The sequence below is a fragment of the Paenibacillus mendelii genome (genome assembly GCF_024498075.1).
GTDB lineage: Bacteria > Bacillota > Bacilli > Paenibacillales > Paenibacillaceae > Paenibacillus_Z > Paenibacillus_Z mendelii.
In genome coordinates this window covers 613,040-632,765 of the sequence record NZ_JANHOF010000004.1, presented here as the reverse complement: position 1 = coordinate 632,765, position 19,726 = coordinate 613,040, and the positions used below count along the sequence as shown (strand labels likewise).

Here is a 19,726-nt window from a genome sequence, read left to right as displayed (position 1 = left end):
TATGAAAGGGAGAAGAGGATGAAACGACAGATCATAACGGCAAATGCTGCGCAAGGAGACGGTCCCTATTCCCAATGCATGATCTCCAGAGGGATCGTATACGTGTCCGGACAAGGCCCGTTACACCCCGCGAATGATGAAATCATAGGGAGCACAATCGAAGAGCAGGCTGACCGGACGCTGCAAAACTTACGTTCCATCGTACTGGCAGCGGGATGTACAATGGAGGATGTCGTCAAAGTTAACGTATTTCTTGCGGACATGAATGATTTTGCACGGTTTAATACGGTTTACAAACAGTATTTTTCAGCTCCTTTCCCGGCAAGAACATGTGTTGAAGCAGGTTTGGATGGCATCCTGGTCGAGATCGATGCGATCGCCCATGTTCCGGAGGAGAAGGAAGTGACTTAATGCACAAATTTGATCATCAGGGCATGCGGATTTATGTTGACCCTAATTAGTTTTCAATCGTGGAATGAGAATCTTGGAAGGAACCGTTTATTTACTGAACGGTTCCTTTTTTTGCTTCACTAACGCTTTCGATCCAAATATTCGTCAAAGAAGATCCGTCCGCACATGTGCGGGAATGTTCTTACCTTAAGAAAGGCGATATGAGCCAACTGGCTGCATGGGGCGCATCAGGAGAAAGGGGTCCGATTCTCGCCCTATGCTTATGTCGACTTGAAGAAGGATCTCGTGATCAAGAAAGTTGAACTGTAAGGCTTGATGGAAGATTCGAAGAGACGTCAATGGGGGGGGTCGCAGGCTCGGGGGAAATCATCGAGATGCCGTACGCCGAATACCGTAAGCGGTTCGTCTATGACGCGGACTTTCTTGAGGATGCTAAGCTCGCGGCGAATAAAGTGCTTGGAGAAGGCACGACTCTTGACAATCTGCATGAGGTGTACCCGAAGGAAAGCCACGACTTTGTTGAGTATTACGTGGACGGTATCGATCCGGATGTTGATGGCATGGATTGGCGCAGCCTGCGTCTAGTCTTTGAGAAAATCGGAAATGATCATGCGCTGGCGGGCATCATTCACGACCAATGGACACCCTAGTCAACTCCTGTACTCCTTCCCATGAACCCGTCAATCGAATACACATCATATCGACTTGTTCATGCAACAATTAATGATACATAAATCGCTAGAAAAGCTAAATATTTATGTTCGGACACCCTGTAAAATAGGGCAGGAAAGCACGATTTAATTATTAAAAAATTGGTACACAAGGGTGGGTGTGTCGTGACGACTGCTGAATTTCAATTTAAATCCATCGTTCCATTCCTGTTTGTCGTCAATAAGAAAGCAGAAATGCTGGCTGCCATGCGCCGATTAAAGCAGGAAGCGGGCATCTGCAAATTTATTCTCGTATTTCCGCAGTGGAACGGAGAGTCCAAGGAGGTATCGACTGCAAGCCATGCTTTTGAAAAGTTCGGCGATCTTATTCTGGAAGTTCGGCAGCATATGGCAGATGAGGGCATCGAGGTGGGATGGTGGTGTTCGCCAAGCTTATCGGTTGGACCTCAGCCATTGAATGAACAAGAGCCTCTCTTTCAACGAATAATAGGGATTGACGGTGCAGCTTCAAGAACGGCGAATTGTCCATTGGATGAGAAATATATCGCGCTCTTAAGCGGTTACGTTCATACGGTCGTCAGCAGAGGCCGTCCGCCCTTCGTGTTTTTTGAAGACGATTATGAAATGAGCAATCATGATGTGGTTAGGTTCGGGTGCTTCTGTCCGCTCCACCTGAGGCGCTTCTCGGAGCAAATGGGGTTAAGCAAGGTCTTATCCCGGGAAGAAATAGAAGCGATTTTTCGTCGTGGAGATGAACGGTCTGCGATCTATCGCAAAGCATGGGCAAGGCTGATGAGAGATTCTTTAGTAGAGCTGGCAAGCAGAGTACGGGCAGCTGTCGATGAGGTTGCACCGCAAACAAGGATGGCATTATGTCAGCCCGGTCCCTGCGACTTTGATGGGGATTTGACGGAAGCTGTCGCCAGAGCCTTTGCAGGGAGCACGAGGCCGCTCGTTCGTTTATTTGGCAGTGACTATAATAGCGACGTGGCGAATAATTTTCCTGCCTTGACCTTTCACTTTTTGCATTCCAAGCAGACATTAAGTGAAGATCTGGAGCTCATTCATGAATCCGATCCCTATCCGCATACCCGTTTTTTCTTCTCGGCAGCCAAGCTGCGGGCATTAATAACATTAGCAATGTTCTACGGCCTTGACGGTTCTCAAACTTATTTGACGCAATATACGGATGGCCCTCTGGAGGAAGAAGGCTACTTCAAGATGGTTTCTGCAAGCAGAGCGTTCTTCTCGGAGCTGAGAAGCTCGGTCCGCGGATTCCGGATGGCGGGACCACGGATATTATACCGGCCGTTCGCCCATGCGTATCGTCCGATTAAGGGCAATCAAGGTCCCTATATTACAACGCCCGCTTGGGCCTCCGTTCTGGGAAGATTCGGGATTCCTTATTCGATTCATTCGGAGGATGGCCCGGTCATGGTTTGCGGGGAGGAAATTCTCGATCTATCCAAGGATGAGCTGGTGGAGCTGTTCAAAGGCAAGGTCTTCCTTGACGGACTGGCAGCGTTCTATCTTAGCAAGAACCGCTATGGCGACTTCATCGGAGCTGAGGTTACGGAGCTGGATAGCGTAATTAGCGATCGCATTGGCTATGAGAGACTAACAGAGCATACTGTCTGGAGGGAACATACGGCGGGGGAACGGATGTATTTCACGAACCTGACGCTGACCGTACATCAGGAATCCAATGTCTTTCGGATCAAGGACATGAACGAATCGGCTCAGGCGTTATCCGAGTTCGTTGATGAATTTGATCAAGTGGTTGCGCCTTCAACGATCCTCTTCACGAATCGGCTGGGCGGCCGTGTGGCGATTAACGCCTATAACCTGCAGGTTAACGATTCAGCATCGGTTTATAATTATAAACGCAAGGAGCAGTTTCGGGGTATCATCGAATGGCTTGGCGGAACGAGCCTGCCCGTATATGCAGGTAAGGATCCGAATATTTTTGTCAGTGCGCAAGAGCACACGGAGTCAGGGGATAAGATGATTGCGGTCTTTAATATGAGTCTCGATCCTGTGCAGCAGGTAACGCTCATCCTCGATGCTGCATGGAAGAAAGACTATGTCTATCGCTTAGACGAAGACGGGAAATGGGTTTTGATAAATGACATGGCTTGGGAACAAACAGGAGTAAATAAATATACGAGCAGGATTTCGCATGGTTGTTCAACCCTGCAGCCATTGATACTGCGATTATGTGATCATTCAATATAAAGGAATAAGACGATCCCTCCAGATGATTCGAGGGGTCGTCTTTCTTTGTTGCTGATGACGCTGGCAAGAATCATCATTGACATCATTAGTTGTTAGGCATATAGTTGTTTAGACAACTAATATCGTTGAATGGAAGAAGGCAGACCATTATGACCTCGAATATATACGGCCTGGAGCAATCCATGGGCTTCAACATGGGCATCACGTACCGTAAATTATCGACGCTGCTGCAGAATCGTTTGAAGGAATATGACATCACGCCTGAGCAGTGGGCGGTGCTCTATCAGGTTAATCGGGCAGACGGATTGATTCAGAAGGAAATAGCTGAGCGCGTAGCCAAGGACAAGCCGACTACAACGCGAATTCTGGATCATTTGGAAGGAAAGGGATTGGTCTACAAGAAGACGGGGGAGCAGGATCGCCGGTCCTTTTTGGTTCATATCACGGACAAGGGCAGAGCCTTGATCGAGCAGACGATTCCCATTGAACAGGGAGTTATCAATGTCATCAAGCAGTGTGTTACGGAGGAGGAATATAACAGGTTCTTAGAAATTCTAGTCCGAATCAACCAACAAGTCGATTCATTGACAGCCAGAGAATAGGAGAGAAATTCATGCTGCATCAAGAACAACAGAATAAATTATGGACGAAATCCTTTATCATACTTACGTTATCATCCTTTTTATTATTTTTAAATTTGCAAATGCTGCTATCCTCGTTTCCTTCACATGTGAAAAGCGAATTTCAAGCCGGTGATATAACGGTAAGTCTGGTCACGAGCGTATTTGCCGCATCGGCCATCATAACACGCTTCATTACGGCAATTCTGATGCGGAAGATCCACCGGAATGTTATCTTGATCGCCGGTCTAGCCGTTGCGGCGATTACGACAGGGTTGTATGTGACGGCAAGCTCCATCGGTTCCTTGCTGCTCATGAGGGTGGGATACGGAATCGGATTCGGAATGGCCAGCACCATTATTCCGACGTTGGTGTCGCAGATTATTCCGGGTAACCGCATTGGTGAAGGGATCGGTTACTTTGGTCTTTCTTCGAGTCTTGCGATGTCGATCGGTCCGATGATCGGTCTCAATGTCATGAAGTACTCCGGGTTTGATTCATTGGCTTTGCTGGGTACCGCTGTCGTGGTATTGATCTTCCCGATCATGCTGCTTACGAGGTCTATACCGCCTGAGAATAAGAAGAAGCAGATGCAAGGAGCAGCACCGAAGCGCAAGCCGGCATTCCATACGCCCTTATTGTTTCCCGCTTTGTTGAACGTATTCCTGTCCGTGACATACAGCGGAATTCTCAGCTTCATAGCCTTGTTCGGTGAGTCCATACATTTGGAGCAGGTAGGCTTGTTCTTTCTGTTCAATGCGGTCACAGTCATACTTATTCGTCCCATATCCGGACGAATCTTCGATAGCAAGGGACATGCTGCGGTCCTAATTCCCGCCGCAATTAGCGTTGTAGCAAGCCTAACTGTGCTTTCTTATGTCTCTACCATGCCTATGCTTATCTTGTCGGCACTTCTGTATGGTCTTGGTTTTGGTGCCATTCAGCCCACTCTTCAAGCGTGGATGCTTCGTTCGACTCCGAAAGAGCAGCATGGCATGGCTAACAGCATGTTCTATAATTCGACCGACCTTGGTGTCGCTGTCGGGGCAATCCTTTTAGGTGCGATTTCCTCCGTCTCCGACTATGGGGTCATGTACCGGTACTCCGCAGGATTTATGATTCTTTTTCTGCTTTCTTATCTGATCGTGAAAATTTTCAAGGCCAAACCAAGCAGGCAAGCCGATGCTTCGGCTTAATGTTAGGCAGAACCAGGAATCAACCATCCCTTAGAGGCGGTTGGCGCCTGGTTTTTGTTTGTTTCCAGGAGTTGGTTGTTTATGGTACGATTCGATTGTATGTTTGGCCAACTACCACATTTAGAAAAGGATGAGAAGCGTGAGTGACAAGCTAAAGGGACTCGTATTAGGACTACTGATTGGCATTCTTATTTGCTCCCCAGTGATCTATGCTTCCGGAACGCAAATTGAAGTGGTATTCAAGAAGCTGCATTATATCTTCGATGGTGAGGAGAAAGTCCCGCCTGCGGGTGGAGGCGGGTTTGTGTATAACAATACGACTTATGTCCCTCTGCGCTTCGTTGGCGAATCGCTAGGCAAACCGGTGTATTATGACAGCGAAACAAGCACGGTTCGAATCGGCAAGCAATACAAGGAGATGCCGAAGGTAACGCTGGACCCGAAGCAAATGTATTATGCCGTTGTGGAAACGTCAAAAGGAAAGTTCACGATCGAACTGTTTGCCAAGGATGCTCCTGTAACGGTTGGCAATTTCGTTGCGCTCTCCAAGGATGGTTATTATAATGACCTGCTCTTTCACCGTATCCTGCAGGATTTTGTTATACAGACCGGTGATCCCACAGCAACAGGTAGCGGAGGCCCGGGTTATTCGTTCAAGGATGAGCTGAACAATGGCCATAGTTACGAGGAAGGTATTGTGGCGATGGCCAATGCAGGCCCGAATACGAACGGCAGCCAATTCTTCATCTGTACAGGCTCCTCCTGCGCAAACTTAAATAACTATCCGAATTACTCCATCTTCGGTAAGGTTGTCGAAGGCATGGATGTTGTGCGGGCCATCTCCAAAGTACCCGTGGTGGCAAATCCCGCAACTGGCGAAGTAAGCAAACCGAAGGAAGCGATGAAGCTGCTGAAGGTATCCATCAAGACGAAGCCTCTCCAGCCATAATTATGCCGTAGTTCACTTTCGATAATAGTACGAAGATCAAGAATATCGTAGTCTGGGTAAAGGTGTAACTACATATCTACTCAATCAAAGGATCGATTACCCGGTGAAAATCAAACGCTTTGAGATGGTAAAGAGTTTGTCGAACATCGAGCTTGCCAAGCTCCTGGGAAAATTGGAAAAGCGGCAACTATCCACCGGCGAAATGCTGTTCGAGCAGGGGGACGCCGGGGACAGCATGTACATGATTGAAAGCGGCCGGATCGAGTTGTTTTCGCAGACGGATGGGGCCATGCAGTCTTTGGCGGTATTGGATCCCGGCGACAGTCTCGGAGAGATGGCCCTGCTTACAGGGGAACACCGCTCTGCAACGGCCATTGCGGCGTCAGATGCCTTACTGTATCGGATCGAACAAGAGACCTTCGATACGCTTATCGCAGAACATGCTTCGATATCAGCTTATTTCATTCGCCTGCTTCCCCAGCGGCTGATCTTGACGAATGACCGGCTTCAAACAACGAAGGAAAGCAAGTCGCAATGGATCACGCAGCGGCTTGAACGATTACCGGAACCTAAACTGCGATTCCTGCTATGGTGTGCCGTCATACCAGTCGTGCAGCAGCATCTAATCGACTTTGTGTTTGAGCCGTCTATGTCCGCAGAGCTTATTTCTGCTCCCGAGCTGAAGGAATTTCTACAGCTCGATATGTCGAGCCCCCAGACCGTCACATGGAATGACGGTCTTTCCGGCAATCCTGTCGGAGATGGCTAGCATCAAATACGGTTATCATGTGAAACGCAAGTGGCTGGAGCAAGCAGCCGCATTCTATCAATCCGAAGCGGATTGGGCGGCCGTCTTGCGGATTAATATCCATGTGCAGGACTGGGAAGCCGCCGCGCTTACAGCTGCACACATCGCTGGCTTGCCGTTAACGGATGATCAGGCTGCCGTCTTTGGAAGCCTTCTTATTGGATGTCCTGATGAACTGCTGATAACCAATCACGTTCTTCTGGAGTTTGTTCTTCATCATTGCAGGGTTCAGGATCAGGAACTGGGGCTTGCCTATGTCGATCGAGCTTTGAATCAGGGATCAGAGGCTCATGCGTACGTGCAGCAGGTTTCCCTCTATGAATGGGGAGCCCGCTTTGCCCAACTGCTACAGAAGAAGACGATGGCATTGGAATATCTGCAACTTGCAGAAACAGCCGCACTTGAAAGTACACAGCCGGGGCAAGACGAAGAGCGCGGGGACCGGGAAATTAATGCCGCCAAGCGGAAGCTTGCCAGCCGCAAGAGTCAGTTGTTGGCCGAGAATGCAAGCAGGCTGGTAAAGCCTGTCCAGTGGGTTAGACTGCTGACGGTGCTGGCAGCCGTAACCTGTATGATTTCGTTTCATTATTTGCGGCTAATGGGAGACTTGTCTCGACCTGCTATGGATTTTATCGGGATTGCGATTGCTGCGGTTATGTTGTGGATCGTAAATATCATCCCCGACTATTTGGTCGCCCTGGGGATGGTCATGCTCTGGGTGCTCGGCGGCTTAGTTGAGCCGGAAGCGGCTTTATCCGGCTTTGCATCGACGACTTGGCTATTCATGATTTTTATTATGGCGCTCAGTGCAGCGGTAACGAAGTCAGGGATCCTATACCGATTTTCCTTGCATGCGCTTAAGAGATTTCCACCCCATTATCGTGGTCAGCTGTGGGGGATCGTCGCAGGCAGTTTCGCCCTCAACGCTCTCATTCCGTCGTCCTCGGCGAAAGTGTCCTTAGGCGTCCCCATTGCGGGAACCATATCCGAGTCGATGGGGTTCAAGTCACGAAGCCGCGGCGCCGCGGGCTTAGGACTTGCTGCAATGATCTTTTACGGATTCACGGCTCCCTTTGTCTTGACGGGTTCGTATACGAATGTCATGGCCTATGGTCTGGTTTCGTCCGATGAGCCGGTTTCCTGGCTCCATTGGGCCTTGTACGCACTTCCGGCCTTTCTCATATTCGGAATCGTTATGCTGCTGCTCTTATCTTACATGTTCCGGGGGACTGTGGCGGAGAAGGGCGTGTCTGCGGGTATTCTGAATGAGCAGATTCGGCTGTTGGGTCCATTGTCCAAAGAAGAGAGAATCGCGGTAATTACGATTCTGGGATGCATCCTGCTTATGGTCTTACAGCCATTGCACGGGATCGACAGCACCTGGATATTAATGGTGGGCTTCAGTGTGCTCGTCATTACCGGGATTCTGGATAAGCAGACCCTCACATCGGGAATTGACTGGACCTTCCTGCTCTTTCTAGGCGTTGCATTCAGCTTTGCGGAGGTGGCTAATCAATTAGGGATCGTCGAGGCGTTGTCTTCCTTCTTGGGCGGTCCGATGGCTTGGTTCGTTTCGTCACCGACGCTCTTCCTGCTCGCGGTGATCTTCCTGTCATTCCTTGTGACGCTGGTTGTGCGGGATGATCCGGCGGTTATTCTGCTCGTTACCGCTCTTCTTCCACTTGCTGAGCAAGCGGGCATTCATCCGTGGATACTCGTAATCATCATTTTATTATCAACAGATCCGTTCTTCTTCACGTATCAATCGCCAACCTATCTGACGGCCTATTATAGCTCGGATGGAAAAGCGTTCAGCCACGCGCAAGGGCAAAAGGTTGCGCTCGGCTACGCGGCCGCCGTGCTGCTGGTGGCCGTGCTGTGCGTTCCCTATTGGAGATGGCTTGGATTGATTGCGCAGTGAATGAGTGATCGGGGCCGCAAGCGGTCATGCAAATAAAAAATGGAATCCCCGTTCTTGCCGCCGGGATTCCATTTGTCTTTATACTTGTGAAATTGTTTGCGCGCTGCTTCCTGCTTGGTCGGCGTTCGTCTTGTGACGGGATTGATTCCCTGCCAGTCCAAACGATTCTGTGCCGGGTCTATCTTACCGCCTCGGATGGTTTTCAATCGTTTCTTCTTTGCTTCGCTTAGTGCCATGGTTATTAATCTCTCCTTCATTTATTATTCCTTTGTAGTATATCACCGATTCCGGTCGAGGTTCCACAGCATTCGTTCTGGGATTGGATTTTTGTAGGACGTAATTTTTTTCCTAAGAAAAGCTAGCAGCCATGTAAGTTCAATCCAAATCGTGGTACGATAGAAAATGTTTTACGGAGTTGAAACGAATCGTAATGTGGTACGTACAATTGAATATAAAAACTTACACTTTACCGATTCTGAGGAGGAAATAAACCATGTCCATTTTCAAACGTTTGCGTGACCTTACACTTTCGAATGTATACTCTTTAATTGAGAAAGCAGAAGACCCGGTGAAGCTGACGGACCAATATATCCGCGATATGCAGGAGGATCTGGAGGACGCGGAGAAAGCAGTCGCTTCCCAGATCGCCATCGAGAAGAAATTCAAGCAGCTGTTTGAAGAGCAGGAAGCGCTTGTGAAGAAACGTGACGAGCAAGCGAACACGGCCGTCCAGATGCAGAATATCGAGCTAGCCCGCCGAGCGCTGGAAGAGAAGAAAGCGGCCGAAGTGAAGATGAACGAATATAAAGCAAGCTTCGATCAGAACAAAGCATCCGCCGATAACCTGCGCGGCAAGCTGGATGAGATGCGCAAACAGTTGACAGAATTGAAAAACAAGCGCGAGACGCTTGTCGCCCGTTATCAAGCGGCTAAGGCGCAAGCGGAAATTAACAAGTCGATGGCTGGCTTTAGCTCCGATACGGCCGTTTCCGGCATGAAGCGGATGGAAGAGAAGATGCTTCAGATGGAAGCGCAGGCTGAAGCAAGCAACGAAATGTCCAGCAAGGGCAAGTCGCTTGATGATGAATTCGCAGCTCTAGGCAAGGACAAAGCCGTTGAGGATGAGCTTGCCGCATTAATGAAGAAATACGAGAACAACAATCAATAATAAGTCGCTAGCCTCCCGAACGATCGAATGAAAGTTAGGACGTCCGATGGCCTCGATCGCGCGAATGAAGCCGATCGCACGGCCCTTAGACGTCTTTTCTTTGAAATATAAGAACGTAAAGGTTCCGTGTTGCGATTCTTATATTTTTGGATGAAGAAACTCAGCCCGCCGCCAGAGACGGCAGCCGGCGTTTCTTCTTAGGCGGGAGACGCGCGGCGATGATAATGGAGGATGCCCGGATGACATTGGAGAATGTTGTGGCCATGCTAGTATGGACTGGAGCAGGAGGAGCCTTGCTCGTCGTCTTGATGATGGTCGATTCGTTATTTACGCGTTATAAGGATTTGGAAGAAATCCGCAAAGGGAACGTGGCGGTGACGACCCGCTTCATTATTAAACTGCTCGCCCAAGCATATATTTTATCTCAATCGATTACCACCTCGAACAGTCTTGGTGAAGCCCTTTTTGTATCGGTTATTTCGTTTCTGATTTTACTTGTACTTGAGAATCTGCTGCGTATCATTCTACGCTCAACGGTGAATCTTCATCTAGATAAGGGCACGCAGGAAGGGAAGATCGCGCATGCGCTTTTTGCCGGATCTATCCATGCCGCCGGTGCATTGATCATCGGAGCATGTCTGTAACCTGCAGAGAAAGGAGCAATGGCGATGAGCATATTCAAACGAATCAAGAATATATTGTCCAAACCCGAGCCGCAGAAAGCGGAACGCGGCATCCTGTCTATCGGACCCGGCGATGTGTGCGAAGTGTCGCTTGTCACATATCAGGTTGTGGGACGGACCCAGAACCGTCAGCGGAATTTGATTGTCCTGACGCTTCAAGACGGGGCAAGCATCCGGTATTTAACCATTGAGGAACGCGAGCGCACCTTATATGCCTTGTATGAGCCCATAGACGGACGACTGGATTCGGTGGACGAGGTACCGACCGTGATCGAGCTGGACGACCGGACCTATCATATGGAAGAGCAGTACAACGGTTTTATTACGGCCGCAGGCAAAACACCGTTCTTCCAAGGCGGCGAGCAGTACGTGTGGCAATATCAATCCGACGATATGAAGCTTCTCCGGGTGGAGTGGCAGGACGGACGGTTTATGCTGTACGAGGGTGAGGATGTGCTTCCCGCAGACGTTCGCGTGCTGCGAGGCAGCTAAGGAGGTTTGAGAATGCGGCACAAATGGTCATATGCACTTAAACTATTCCTCGCCTTCAGTCTAATCGTACCGCTTCTCGCTGCATGCGGAGGCATTAACGAAACGATCAAGGACACCTACCCGCTCGAATCCGTCAGCGGAAGCGGTTCGCAAACGTCCTACGTCTATCGTGCAGAAGGCAAGACGGTTCCAGAGGTTGCTGACGAGCTGGTGAAGTCCTCCAAGCCGGATCAGCAATCAGATGAGGCAGAGGACCGGATGTTCCTCGTCTACTCCGACCGGATTGTGCAGCTTCAGAAAGACGAGAAGAAGCCTGAGGATACGCTAGTCGAAGTCGATTCCAAGGAATATGTGCGCAATAATTACAGCATGAGTTTCTTGGAAGGCTATTTGCTGGCGAGCCTGCTGAGCGATTTGTTCGACAACGGCCGATATGGTGGAGGCAGCTACAGAGGCTACAGTGACCGGGATGTCTATAAGCCGAAGACGGGGTCGTTTCGTACCCCGACGGTAGAGGATAAGAAGGCGATTCCGCCGATGACGGTGGAACGCAAAGGATCGATTTTCAAAAGGTCGAAGGATGCTTCCTCGAGCCAGCCCGGCAGCGGGGGAAGCATATTCAGTAAGACGCCGGAGAAGTCAGCCTCCACCGGCAAAATTACTAGGGACAGCTCCGGGAGCAGCAAGCAGAGCAGCTGGCTGTCTCCGCGAAAATCGAAGAAGCCGAAGACGCGAGTCGGTCTCGGCCGCATATCGAAACGGCGATGAGAAAAGAACATGATTCGTTAACAAATAAAGGGGCAGACGGCGTTCACGCTTGGTCTGTCCTCTTTTTTTGCACATGTCGAACTTTCGGAGGCAGCAGTTTACGGTATATGATAAGATGGTAGTCATCTGAAAGTAGCAAAGTTGAATAATAAACACATGAAGGAAGCTGGATATTCTATGGAAATGACCGTTATCGCAGCTGAATTGTTTGCAGCCGGCGTGCTGCCAAGCGGTGAGCTCGTCATGGACAAGCTGGAAGGCGGAACAAACAGTCAGGTTTATCTCATGAAATGCGGCAAGCAGGACAGACTGGTGCTGAAATGGAATGAGCCGGATGTTATCGAGGCGGAGGCTGCCTATTTGAAGCGTTACGAAAGGCTGCCGATCGTACCCTCGCTGCGGTATGTGGATCCTGCCAATCGTTTCCTTATTTACGAATATATCGCTGGGAGCACGGCTTACTATCCTGGTCATAAAGGCGAGATGCTCCTAGAATTGGTCCGGCGGCTGATCTCCGGCTATGATGAGGTGGAATGGCCGCGGGACCGGGAGGAAAGCTGGCAATATTATCTGCTGGGGGAAACGGGATTGACGCGAAATGGATCAGGGGACTTATTCACGGAGGAGGATCATGATCTTGTCGCCGAGCTGGCCGGCAACTCCAACCGTGTGACGGGACCCTTCTATCACCTGCATGGGGACTGCGGTGTGCACAATTTTATCTTTGATGAAGATCATCAGCTCGCCGGCGTGATCGACCCGACTCCCCTAATCGGACAACCGATGTACGAGTTGGCCTTTGCATTCTGTTCATCCTCCGATGAATTGACCCCGGACGTCATTGCGGAAGTCGTTTATCATGAGGCATGGCCGTTCTCCCGCGAGCTCAAGGCTCTCTATGAAGAAGTCGCGATCGCGCTTTACAATCGGATCGTAACCTGTACGTACCATCATCCGCATGATTTGAACGCGTATTTGACCGCATGGAAGCAATGGAGAATGATCGTAACCTTCAATCGCTAATGGAAAGGGACGTGAGTGGAATGCCTCGTTTGTACGGAGATCGCATTATGCTGCGCGAGTATCGCAGTGATGATTTTGTTCATATGCGGGATTGGGTGAATGATCCGGAAGTCGTCAATAACTTGTCTGATGTGTTTCTGTACCCGCATACGGCATCCGAGACGGAAGCGTTCCTGAGCGCAGTGCTGGAGAAGGAAGGCGATCATCGCGGATTCGTCATTGCAGACCTGAAGACGGAAGCGTACATTGGACAGATCGATTTGTTTAAATTCGATTGGAAGAACCGGACAACGGAGATGGGGATCGTAATCGGCAGCCGGGAGATGCGCGACAAAGGGTATGGCTCGGAAGCGATCCGCGTGCTGCAGAAATTTGTATTCGAACGATTGAATTTAAATCGGTTGCAGCTCGAAGTGCATGATTACAATGCTGCGGCTATAAACTGCTATATTCGATGCGGCTTTCGCGAGGAGGGTCGGCTGAGGGAACGTCATTATATGAATGGGTCATACACCGACACGGTGCTCATGGCTATTCTGCGAAGTGATTATACCAGACTCATGGCCGATCCTATCGATGGGGAGCGCTCTTAATGCCAAACCAGCCGCCTATATGGCCAAGTGAAACGAAGCGATTGAATCGCGGGGATCTTGAAATAAACGGTCTGGGCGGTTGGCTCATACTGGTACAGTTCAGCCTGTGGTTTGCGCTGGTGGGCTCGGTTCTATACCTGACCGCAGGGATTCTGCCGCTATTCGCCGGTGAAACCTGGGAGAGATTAACCTCTCCGGATTCGCCGGCGTACGACGCCATGTGGACGATCATCATCCCGTTTGAAGCGATTGGGAATGCCGTGCTCATCATTATTCTTACTGTTGTACTCATCCTGCTGTACAAGAAGAAACGATGGTTCGTTCCCGCAGCGATCCTCTATTTCACAGTCGTGTTGATGCTTACTTCAGTCGGGTTCATGCTGGCGCAATCCATTCCGCTCATCGCGGAAGAGGGAGTGGGCAAATCGGTAAGCAAGATCATCCGCAATCTGTTCACCTGCCTGATCTGGATTCCATATTTCCTGAGATCTGTCCGTGTGAAGAATACGTTCGTGAAATAAGAGAGTGATTGACCATACGTTGATAAGGAGATTTACTTAGCTATGCTGGATGAATTCACTAGATTACGAGTTACTCGTATCCTGCAATCCTATATCGAACAGAAGGTTCCGAAGGAAATCAGGAATGAAATTAAGCTAAAATTTACGATACGTGGCAATAATGTCACCTTGAAGGAAGAAAGACTCGGTTACCAGAGCAGATGGTTTGAGTACGATATTGCTCAATTCCGCTTTAAGAATGAGACGAATACGTGGAGCGTCTACTGGCGGGACAGTAAAGATAAATGGCATCTTGTCGAGGAGATTGCGCCAAGCGGTGATTTTGTCCATCAGCTGCAATGTGTCGATGTGAATGCCAGCGGGATATTCTGGCACTAATGGCGGCGATAGCGGCTGCGCTTTAAACCTATCGATCAAGATAAGGATGACAAGCTAAGAGAAGAAGAATGGGCTATTTCATCATGCTCGTGATCGTTATTATGCTCGGTTTAGGCTCACGGATGACGATTGAATACATACCGGAGTTCGTTTCCAGACATGCTGGAGATGCGCTATGGGCGAGTATGATATACATGGGATTCCGCATTCTTCTAACCGATCGGAAGAAGTCCATGTCGGTTTGCACTCTTCTGTTTATTCATCGAATGCAGTCAGCTGTATCAAGCCGGCTGGATCAACGACATACGGGCAACTGTGATTGGAGCGCTGATATTGGGGAAAGGATTTCTGGCGGTTGATCTTGTTCGATACGCGGCTGGTATTGGCGCAGCATACGGGTTAGACCGGTTTGCGTCGATTCTCGGGGGCGAAAGCAAAAAGCGTTGACCAATCGTCTACACTTTATGAAGTCTATAGCGTGCCGAAGGGAACGATATCATACTATGCCAAGCAACCCAAGAATGACAAGAAGACGATTCCTTCAATGGATAGCTGGAGGCGGAATCGCCGCTGCGGCAGCCGCTCCAGCTTATAGCTATTTCGTGGAACGAAATTGGGTTGAGGTGAACGCCGTGACGATTCCGATGTTTGACGGCAACCGAAAACACCCATTCCGCGGTACGCGTATTTTACATTTTAGCGATCTGCATTTCGGTTATTATTTTGACAAAGACGCGTTAGCGAAGGTTATACATCGAATCGAACGATTGGAGCCGGATATGATTTGTTTCACCGGCGATCTGGTCGACGATGGAACCAAGGGGCTTATCCAATGCGTTGACCTTATGAAGGGACTGCATGCGCCGCTGGGCAAGTTTGCCGTGCTGGGCAATCATGATTATGGACTTGAAGGCCGGAATGGTGTAGCCGATTTCTGGAAGAAGACCGGTTTCCGGCTGCTTCTCAATCGGCATGAGGTGGTCGAGAAGGATGGAAGCCGACTTGTCGTGGCTGGTGTGGACGATCTTCTGCTCGGACAAGCCGATGTGGAACGATCATTGGCTGGCACGCTTCCCGAGGACGAGGTCATTCTGCTCGCGCATGAACCGGATTACGCAGATACGGTGAGCGAATGGCCCCGGGTGAAGCTTCAGCTGTCCGGACACTCACATGGGGGGCAAATCCGGCTTCCCTTTGTGGGTCATCTCATTGCGCCGCCATATGGGAAGAAATATGTGAGCGGTCTCTATCAAGCGGATTCCTCGCAGCTGGCGGTGTATACGAATAGGGGGATCGGCACGACAACGCTGCCCATTCGGTTCTGGTGCCGGCCTGAGCTGACCGTTCTGGAGCTTACGTAAGAGCTGTCAGGTCGTCGTGGCGTTAACCCCGGTTGTCTGGCAGCACCGCTCTATAACGGGAAGAAAGAAAGCCGATATAAGCCCGAAGATATTTGCGGCTATAGAATGCGATCGCACCTAGAATGCCGCCAACAACGATGGCAAAGGCCATACTCCATTCTGTTGGAAGCTGATGATCGGGACTGAAACCCATCTGAATCCAGGTCGCGCCGAAGGTGCGGACGATGCCCGCGATAATCGCGAGTATGGCGCAGAACCCAAATCCATACGCGATAACGGCAAGAACCGGAATGACCATAATACTTAAGAGACCGGTTGTGCAATAGAATCCGATTAATGCCAATACATCCTTAAAGGATCTGCTGGAACGATGTTCCATTAAATACTCGCTTCGATAGGCCCTCGCAAGCTTCCGGGGGTCTCCTAGCCGTGCCAAGATATCATCCTCGCGCTGTCCATGCGCAATACCTTCCACAATGTGACTTTCGATTTCACGTACGGCATCGAGCCGATCCTCCTCTGGTGTTTGGTGCAGCAGCTCATACAATTTGGCTAGATAAGCTCTTCCATTTGGACTCATCCTGGTTCCTCTCCTCGATACAATTCAATTTGGTTCATGGCGGTGGAAAGCTTATTCCACTCGATCGACATCGCTTCCATCAGGTACTGGCCGGCTTTGGTTAAGCTGTAATATTTCCGCGGTGGGCCGCTTTCGGACTCTTTCCAATAGGATTCGATGTATTTCTCTTTAAGCAGCCTGCGCAGAAGCGGATACAGCGTCCCCTCCGTAACAGCGAGCGGCTCCCATTTGTCTAATAGTGTCACTAGTTCATAGCCATAACGTGGTTCTTTGCTGATCAGCAGCAAAATGCTATATTCTAATATTCCCCGACGTGCTTGGGACGTCCATTCGGACATATCCACCCAGATCCCTCCTGACAAACGTAATGGTATCACATGCTACTGTGTTCTGCAAGGTACTAGGTGAAGTGAATATTTAAGGAGATATGAGTAATGTTGATTGCGATTGATCGCTCGCCAGGGAGTGGGAAATGGACGGAATGTCGTTATTGAAACTGAATATATTTTCCCTATTATTCGTTATTAGGCAGGAATGGATGCTTCATTTCTATGATTTCTTCATCATTTTTGGGCCGCGGCATGGTTCTCATATCGGGAAGAAATCGATAGATAGAGGAAAAAGTAGGCGTAATTTCCCGGCTTTCAGTCAAACTGGGCCTCTTACGGGATAAAAAAATGGAAGGTAAAGGAAAAGTAAACCTATGCCAACTGTCCCAAAAAAACAGCGTATATGTCGCTAGTCCCTATTGAATATACGGTAACCCATGGAATTGCCGTAAAATCAGAAAATTTCTAAGAATAGGAAAAATGCGTCTATCTGTTGCACTGTAAGGGATGTACAGGATTTACATTGTAAGATTAATGTAAGACTATTGTTCGAAATATACGGGTGAAAAGAGCAAGTTAGAAATCTATCATAATCACAATAAATCGACCTTATCCACCTATAAATGGATATATATGGTTGTTAATTCGTAGTTAACAAAACAAGAAACTAGGGATGATAGCTTATATTCGTTTTTGCAAAATAAACAGTAACACCTAATTGAAATTATTACCTTATTCCCTCATTGCCTCCTATCTATTTATGACATAATCGATACGAGTCGAGATCTGGGAGGAGATGTTATGATCGATCTTCATTGTCATCTGCTGCATGGTCTTGATGACGGACCAACAAGTTTGGATGAATCTTTAGCGCTTGCACGCTCGGCTGTGAACGATGGGGCAACGACCATCTATGCAACGCCTCATTACCGTGCAGGGCGATATGACACGGAAGCGAAAGACATTCGTGAACGTACCGACGTATTAAACGCCGAGCTCATTGAACGGCATATTCCGCTGCGGGTCTTGCCTGGGCAGGAAATAAGGGTATACGACGGTCTTCTAGATGATTTAGAAGCAGGCAAGCTGCTCCCGCTTGGGGAGTCGTCTTACTTGCTGCTAGAATTTTCAGCTTCAAGTGTTCCCGTGCGGTTCGAGGATACGCTGCACGAGCTTCGTATTGCAGGCTGGACACCCATTATCGCTCACCCGGAACGCAATGCCGAGCTTGCTGCTGCGCCGGATAGGCTGATGGCCATGGTGGATAATGGCGCATTATGCCAAGTCACGTCTCACTCGCTGACGGGGCGCTTCGGTCCCAAAGTAAAGTCGGCGGCCATCGAGATGTGCCGCAGAAATTTGATTCACTTCATTGCATCCGATTCTCATAACGGAACATCAAGACCGTTTGAACTGCGCTTAGCCTATGAGACTGCAGAGAATAAGCTCGGGCTGGATACTATTGCTTACTATGAGCGAAACGCCCGTGCGGTCGTTCACAATTTAAAAATAAGCCCTAGACCCACGATTCACCGAAAAAGGCAACTGCGGCTGTTCGCCGGTTGGTCGCCATTCAAAACCTAGAATGGAGGTTAACATTTGACTACGGAATTGGATTTGAAGCATTATTTGTCGATCATACGCAAACGGATATGGATTGTTGTGCTTGTCGTCGCCCTTGGCACGGCAGCGGCCGGTTTCATCAGTTATATGTTAATTAAGCCCGTCTACCAAGCCTATACCAAGCTCATAGTGAATTCTGCGAACGATAAGCCAGGCATGCTTCAGCTGGATATTAACGCGATCAATACGAATATCAGCTTGATCAATACGTACAAAGAAATTATTCGTACCCCGGCCATCATGGATTTGGTCGTACAGAAGCACCCTGAATTTGGAGTGACCACGGAGGAGCTGATGAGCAAAATTACGTTCAGTTCCGTCAACGGCACCCAGGTCGTTACACTCACATACTCCGATACGGACTATAAGAGAGCAGCTACTATCGTAAACGCGATCTCGGAAGTGTTTCAGGAACAGATTCCGAAAATCATGAAGGTCGATAACGTGTATTTGCTTCATATGGCAAAAGTGGTTAAAACGCCTGCACCGGTCAAGCCGAATCCGCAGCTTAATATGGTGATCAGCTTCGTTCTTTGCTTGCTGCTCGGAATTGGTCTTGTCTTGCTGCTGGATTACTTCGATGACACGATTAAGACGGAAGCGGACGTCGAGCGTGCTCTTGGTTTACCGACGCTTGGGCTTGTGCCATCCATCAAGCAGGGCGATCTGAAGGGGAAACGGAGAAAATCAAAGATATCGACAAAGGCGGGTGAAGCATCTCATGTCTCAAACTGATGCCAGACCAATTATTACAGATCTTAATCCGATGTCGCCCATCTCCGAAGCATATCGTACCTTGCGCACCAACCTGCAGTTTGCTTCGGTTGACCGTGCGCTTCAGCTTCTCATGGTGACATCGGCTAACCCGCGTGAAGGGAAGACAACGACGATCAACAATTTAGCCGTTGCTTACGCCCAAACGGAGAAGTCGGTGCTGCTCGTGGATGCAGACCTGCGCAAGCCGACGGCTCATCAAACCTTCAAGCTCTCGAACCGGTGCGGCCTGACGAATGTGCTCACTGGACAGGCGACGGCTGCAGAAGCGATTAAAGAAACGCATATCGATCATTTAAGTGTACTGCCATCAGGAGTGATTCCCCCGAATCCGTCGGAGCTGCTCGGATCCCGGAAGATGGATCAGCTGTTGGAAGAATTGCGTACACGGTTCGATTTCGTGCTGATCGATACGCCGCCTGTTCTTGCGGTAAGCGATGCGCAGGTGATGGCCACCCGGTGTGACGGTGTTCTCTTGGTTGTGAACGCACGAAACGTGAAACGGCAGCAGGTCATCAAGGCACGCGATGCGCTTCAGTTCGTACAAGCGCGTATCGTGGGTGTCACGTTGAACCAAACGTCGAATCGGGATGTGAACGGCTATTATGAATATTCGCAATAA

24 protein-coding genes are annotated in these 19,726 nt (G+C 49.4%); 21 read left to right on the top strand and 3 right to left on the bottom strand.

All coding sequences use genetic code 11. The annotated features are described in order from the left end of the window. Positions 1 to 18 precede the first annotated feature (18 nt). The 8 genes from NNL21_RS17205 to NNL21_RS17170 all read left to right on the top strand — a co-directional run bounded on the left by NNL21_RS17205 (position 19) and on the right by NNL21_RS17170 (position 8,811). Positions 19 to 411, top strand: coding sequence for a Rid family detoxifying hydrolase (locus tag NNL21_RS17205; RefSeq protein WP_204818476.1), 393 nt, complete (start codon positions 19 to 21; stop codon positions 409 to 411). A gap of 338 nt (positions 412 to 749) precedes the next feature. Next, positions 750 to 1,061, top strand: a complete 312-nt coding sequence (locus NNL21_RS17200; RefSeq protein WP_204818475.1) for a hypothetical protein — start codon at positions 750 to 752, stop codon at positions 1,059 to 1,061. 186 nt (positions 1,062 to 1,247) lie between these two features. Then, complete coding sequence (locus NNL21_RS17195) at positions 1,248 to 3,317, top strand: hypothetical protein (RefSeq protein ID WP_204818474.1); 2,070 nt, start codon at positions 1,248 to 1,250, stop codon at positions 3,315 to 3,317. Positions 3,318 to 3,466: 149 nt separating this feature from the next. Continuing rightward, complete coding sequence (locus NNL21_RS17190; protein WP_204818473.1) at positions 3,467 to 3,919, top strand: MarR family winged helix-turn-helix transcriptional regulator; 453 nt, start codon at positions 3,467 to 3,469, stop codon at positions 3,917 to 3,919. 11 nt (positions 3,920 to 3,930) lie between these two features. After that, on the top strand, positions 3,931 to 5,133 hold the full coding sequence (locus NNL21_RS17185) for an MFS transporter (protein WP_204818472.1): 1,203 nt from the start codon (positions 3,931 to 3,933) through the stop codon (positions 5,131 to 5,133). A gap of 139 nt (positions 5,134 to 5,272) precedes the next feature. After that, on the top strand, positions 5,273 to 6,082 hold the full coding sequence (locus NNL21_RS17180) for a peptidylprolyl isomerase (RefSeq protein WP_204818471.1): 810 nt from the start codon (positions 5,273 to 5,275) through the stop codon (positions 6,080 to 6,082). 103 nt (positions 6,083 to 6,185) lie between these two features. After that, positions 6,186 to 6,851, top strand: a complete 666-nt coding sequence (locus tag NNL21_RS17175; protein WP_204818470.1) for a Crp/Fnr family transcriptional regulator — start codon at positions 6,186 to 6,188, stop codon at positions 6,849 to 6,851. After that, on the top strand, positions 6,844 to 8,811 hold the full coding sequence (locus NNL21_RS17170) for an SLC13 family permease (protein WP_204818469.1): 1,968 nt from the start codon (positions 6,844 to 6,846) through the stop codon (positions 8,809 to 8,811). The genes NNL21_RS17175 and NNL21_RS17170 overlap by 8 nt, the downstream gene beginning before the upstream one ends. Here the strand turns inward: NNL21_RS17170 and brfA are convergent. After that, entirely contained in the window at positions 8,778 to 9,047 is a 270-nt protein-coding gene (brfA, locus tag NNL21_RS17165; protein ID WP_204818468.1) for a ribosome rescue factor BrfA, read from the bottom strand. The genes NNL21_RS17170 and brfA overlap by 34 nt on opposite strands. A 257-nt stretch (positions 9,048 to 9,304) precedes the next feature. Here brfA and NNL21_RS17160 point away from each other — a divergent pair, with 257 nt between their 5' ends. From NNL21_RS17160 to NNL21_RS17115, 10 genes are all read left to right on the top strand, one after another. Beyond that, positions 9,305 to 9,979 (top strand): PspA/IM30 family protein, encoded by a 675-nt coding sequence (locus tag NNL21_RS17160; protein WP_204818467.1) that lies wholly within the window; start codon positions 9,305 to 9,307, stop codon positions 9,977 to 9,979. A gap of 239 nt (positions 9,980 to 10,218) precedes the next feature. After that, the gene (locus tag NNL21_RS17155) at positions 10,219 to 10,623 is read left to right on the top strand and encodes a DUF350 domain-containing protein (RefSeq protein WP_204818556.1); all 405 of its coding nucleotides are present in this window, start codon (positions 10,219 to 10,221) and stop codon (positions 10,621 to 10,623) included. A 24-nt stretch (positions 10,624 to 10,647) separates the two neighbouring features. Then, positions 10,648 to 11,154 (top strand): DUF4178 domain-containing protein, encoded by a 507-nt coding sequence (locus NNL21_RS17150; RefSeq protein WP_204818466.1) that lies wholly within the window; start codon positions 10,648 to 10,650, stop codon positions 11,152 to 11,154. A gap of 12 nt (positions 11,155 to 11,166) precedes the next feature. Further along, positions 11,167 to 11,922 (top strand): DUF4247 domain-containing protein, encoded by a 756-nt coding sequence (locus NNL21_RS17145; RefSeq protein WP_204818465.1) that lies wholly within the window; start codon positions 11,167 to 11,169, stop codon positions 11,920 to 11,922. A gap of 177 nt (positions 11,923 to 12,099) precedes the next feature. Further along, positions 12,100 to 12,945 carry an aminoglycoside phosphotransferase family protein gene (locus NNL21_RS17140; RefSeq protein ID WP_204818464.1) on the top strand — a complete coding sequence of 282 codons (846 nt, stop codon included), beginning with the start codon at positions 12,100 to 12,102 and terminating at the stop codon, positions 12,943 to 12,945. Positions 12,946 to 12,965: 20 nt separating this feature from the next. Next, positions 12,966 to 13,538 carry a GNAT family N-acetyltransferase gene (locus tag NNL21_RS17135; protein ID WP_204818463.1) on the top strand — a complete coding sequence of 191 codons (573 nt, stop codon included), beginning with the start codon at positions 12,966 to 12,968 and terminating at the stop codon, positions 13,536 to 13,538. Then, positions 13,538 to 14,059: a DUF2569 family protein gene (locus NNL21_RS17130; RefSeq protein WP_204818462.1), complete on the top strand. Its 522-nt coding sequence runs from the start codon at positions 13,538 to 13,540 to the stop codon at positions 14,057 to 14,059. Before NNL21_RS17135 ends, NNL21_RS17130 begins: the two co-directional genes overlap by 1 nt. Before the next feature lie 42 nt (positions 14,060 to 14,101). Next, positions 14,102 to 14,437: a DUF3024 domain-containing protein gene (locus NNL21_RS17125; RefSeq protein WP_204818461.1), complete on the top strand. Its 336-nt coding sequence runs from the start codon at positions 14,102 to 14,104 to the stop codon at positions 14,435 to 14,437. 219 nt (positions 14,438 to 14,656) lie between these two features. Then, a complete protein-coding gene (locus NNL21_RS17120; protein WP_309145332.1) occupies positions 14,657 to 14,884 on the top strand; it encodes a ribosomal maturation YjgA family protein in 228 nt (75 codons plus the stop codon). A gap of 74 nt (positions 14,885 to 14,958) precedes the next feature. Next, positions 14,959 to 15,798 (top strand): metallophosphoesterase, encoded by an 840-nt coding sequence (locus NNL21_RS17115; RefSeq protein WP_256555292.1) that lies wholly within the window; start codon positions 14,959 to 14,961, stop codon positions 15,796 to 15,798. A gap of 22 nt (positions 15,799 to 15,820) precedes the next feature. On the opposite strand, the gene NNL21_RS17110 is transcribed toward NNL21_RS17115, so the two are convergent. Continuing rightward, positions 15,821 to 16,378, bottom strand: a complete 558-nt coding sequence (locus NNL21_RS17110) for a DUF1700 domain-containing protein (RefSeq protein ID WP_204818459.1) — start codon at positions 16,376 to 16,378, stop codon at positions 15,821 to 15,823. Next, complete coding sequence (locus NNL21_RS17105; RefSeq protein ID WP_305880857.1) at positions 16,375 to 16,716, bottom strand: PadR family transcriptional regulator; 342 nt, start codon at positions 16,714 to 16,716, stop codon at positions 16,375 to 16,377. The genes NNL21_RS17110 and NNL21_RS17105 overlap by 4 nt, the downstream gene beginning before the upstream one ends. 792 nt (positions 16,717 to 17,508) lie before the next feature. On the opposite strand from NNL21_RS17105, the gene NNL21_RS17100 reads away from it, so the two are divergent. The 3 genes from NNL21_RS17100 to NNL21_RS17090 are packed head-to-tail and all read left to right on the top strand — an operon-like array spanning position 17,509 to position 19,726. Next, positions 17,509 to 18,291, top strand: a complete 783-nt coding sequence (locus NNL21_RS17100) for a tyrosine-protein phosphatase (RefSeq protein ID WP_204818457.1) — start codon at positions 17,509 to 17,511, stop codon at positions 18,289 to 18,291. Between the two features lie 15 nt (positions 18,292 to 18,306). Continuing rightward, positions 18,307 to 19,065, top strand: coding sequence for a YveK family protein (locus NNL21_RS17095; RefSeq protein ID WP_204818456.1), 759 nt, complete (start codon positions 18,307 to 18,309; stop codon positions 19,063 to 19,065). Beyond that, a complete protein-coding gene (locus NNL21_RS17090) occupies positions 19,052 to 19,726 on the top strand; it encodes a CpsD/CapB family tyrosine-protein kinase (RefSeq protein WP_204818455.1) in 675 nt (224 codons plus the stop codon). The genes NNL21_RS17095 and NNL21_RS17090 overlap by 14 nt, the downstream gene beginning before the upstream one ends.

Excerpts from the sequence above, each read along its gene's own strand:
- NNL21_RS17100 (WP_204818457.1), top strand. The coding sequence starts at position 17,509 with ATGATCGATCTTCATTGTCATCTGCTGCATGGTCTTGATGACGGACCA.
- NNL21_RS17190 (WP_204818473.1), top strand. The coding sequence starts at position 3,467 with ATGACCTCGAATATATACGGCCTGGAGCAATCCATGGGCTTCAACATG.
- NNL21_RS17140 (WP_204818464.1), top strand. The coding sequence starts at position 12,100 with ATGGAAATGACCGTTATCGCAGCTGAATTGTTTGCAGCCGGCGTGCTG.
- NNL21_RS17135 (WP_204818463.1), top strand. The coding sequence starts at position 12,966 with ATGCCTCGTTTGTACGGAGATCGCATTATGCTGCGCGAGTATCGCAGT.
- NNL21_RS17155 (WP_204818556.1), top strand. The coding sequence starts at position 10,219 with ATGACATTGGAGAATGTTGTGGCCATGCTAGTATGGACTGGAGCAGGA.
- NNL21_RS17145 (WP_204818465.1), top strand. The coding sequence starts at position 11,167 with ATGCGGCACAAATGGTCATATGCACTTAAACTATTCCTCGCCTTCAGT.
- NNL21_RS17160 (WP_204818467.1), top strand. The coding sequence starts at position 9,305 with ATGTCCATTTTCAAACGTTTGCGTGACCTTACACTTTCGAATGTATAC.
- NNL21_RS17200 (WP_204818475.1), top strand. The coding sequence starts at position 750 with ATGGGGGGGGTCGCAGGCTCGGGGGAAATCATCGAGATGCCGTACGCC.
- NNL21_RS17150 (WP_204818466.1), top strand. The coding sequence starts at position 10,648 with ATGAGCATATTCAAACGAATCAAGAATATATTGTCCAAACCCGAGCCG.
- NNL21_RS17115 (WP_256555292.1), top strand. The coding sequence starts at position 14,959 with ATGACAAGAAGACGATTCCTTCAATGGATAGCTGGAGGCGGAATCGCC.
- NNL21_RS17130 (WP_204818462.1), top strand. The coding sequence starts at position 13,538 with ATGCCAAACCAGCCGCCTATATGGCCAAGTGAAACGAAGCGATTGAAT.
- NNL21_RS17090 (WP_204818455.1), top strand. The coding sequence starts at position 19,052 with ATGTCTCAAACTGATGCCAGACCAATTATTACAGATCTTAATCCGATG.
- NNL21_RS17170 (WP_204818469.1), top strand. The coding sequence starts at position 6,844 with ATGGCTAGCATCAAATACGGTTATCATGTGAAACGCAAGTGGCTGGAG.
- NNL21_RS17205 (WP_204818476.1), top strand. The coding sequence starts at position 19 with ATGAAACGACAGATCATAACGGCAAATGCTGCGCAAGGAGACGGTCCC.
- NNL21_RS17185 (WP_204818472.1), top strand. The coding sequence starts at position 3,931 with ATGCTGCATCAAGAACAACAGAATAAATTATGGACGAAATCCTTTATC.
- NNL21_RS17110 (WP_204818459.1), bottom strand. The coding sequence starts at position 16,378 with ATGAGTCCAAATGGAAGAGCTTATCTAGCCAAATTGTATGAGCTGCTG.
- NNL21_RS17125 (WP_204818461.1), top strand. The coding sequence starts at position 14,102 with ATGCTGGATGAATTCACTAGATTACGAGTTACTCGTATCCTGCAATCC.
- NNL21_RS17105 (WP_305880857.1), bottom strand. The coding sequence starts at position 16,716 with ATGTCCGAATGGACGTCCCAAGCACGTCGGGGAATATTAGAATATAGC.
- brfA (WP_204818468.1), bottom strand. The coding sequence starts at position 9,047 with ATGGCACTAAGCGAAGCAAAGAAGAAACGATTGAAAACCATCCGAGGC.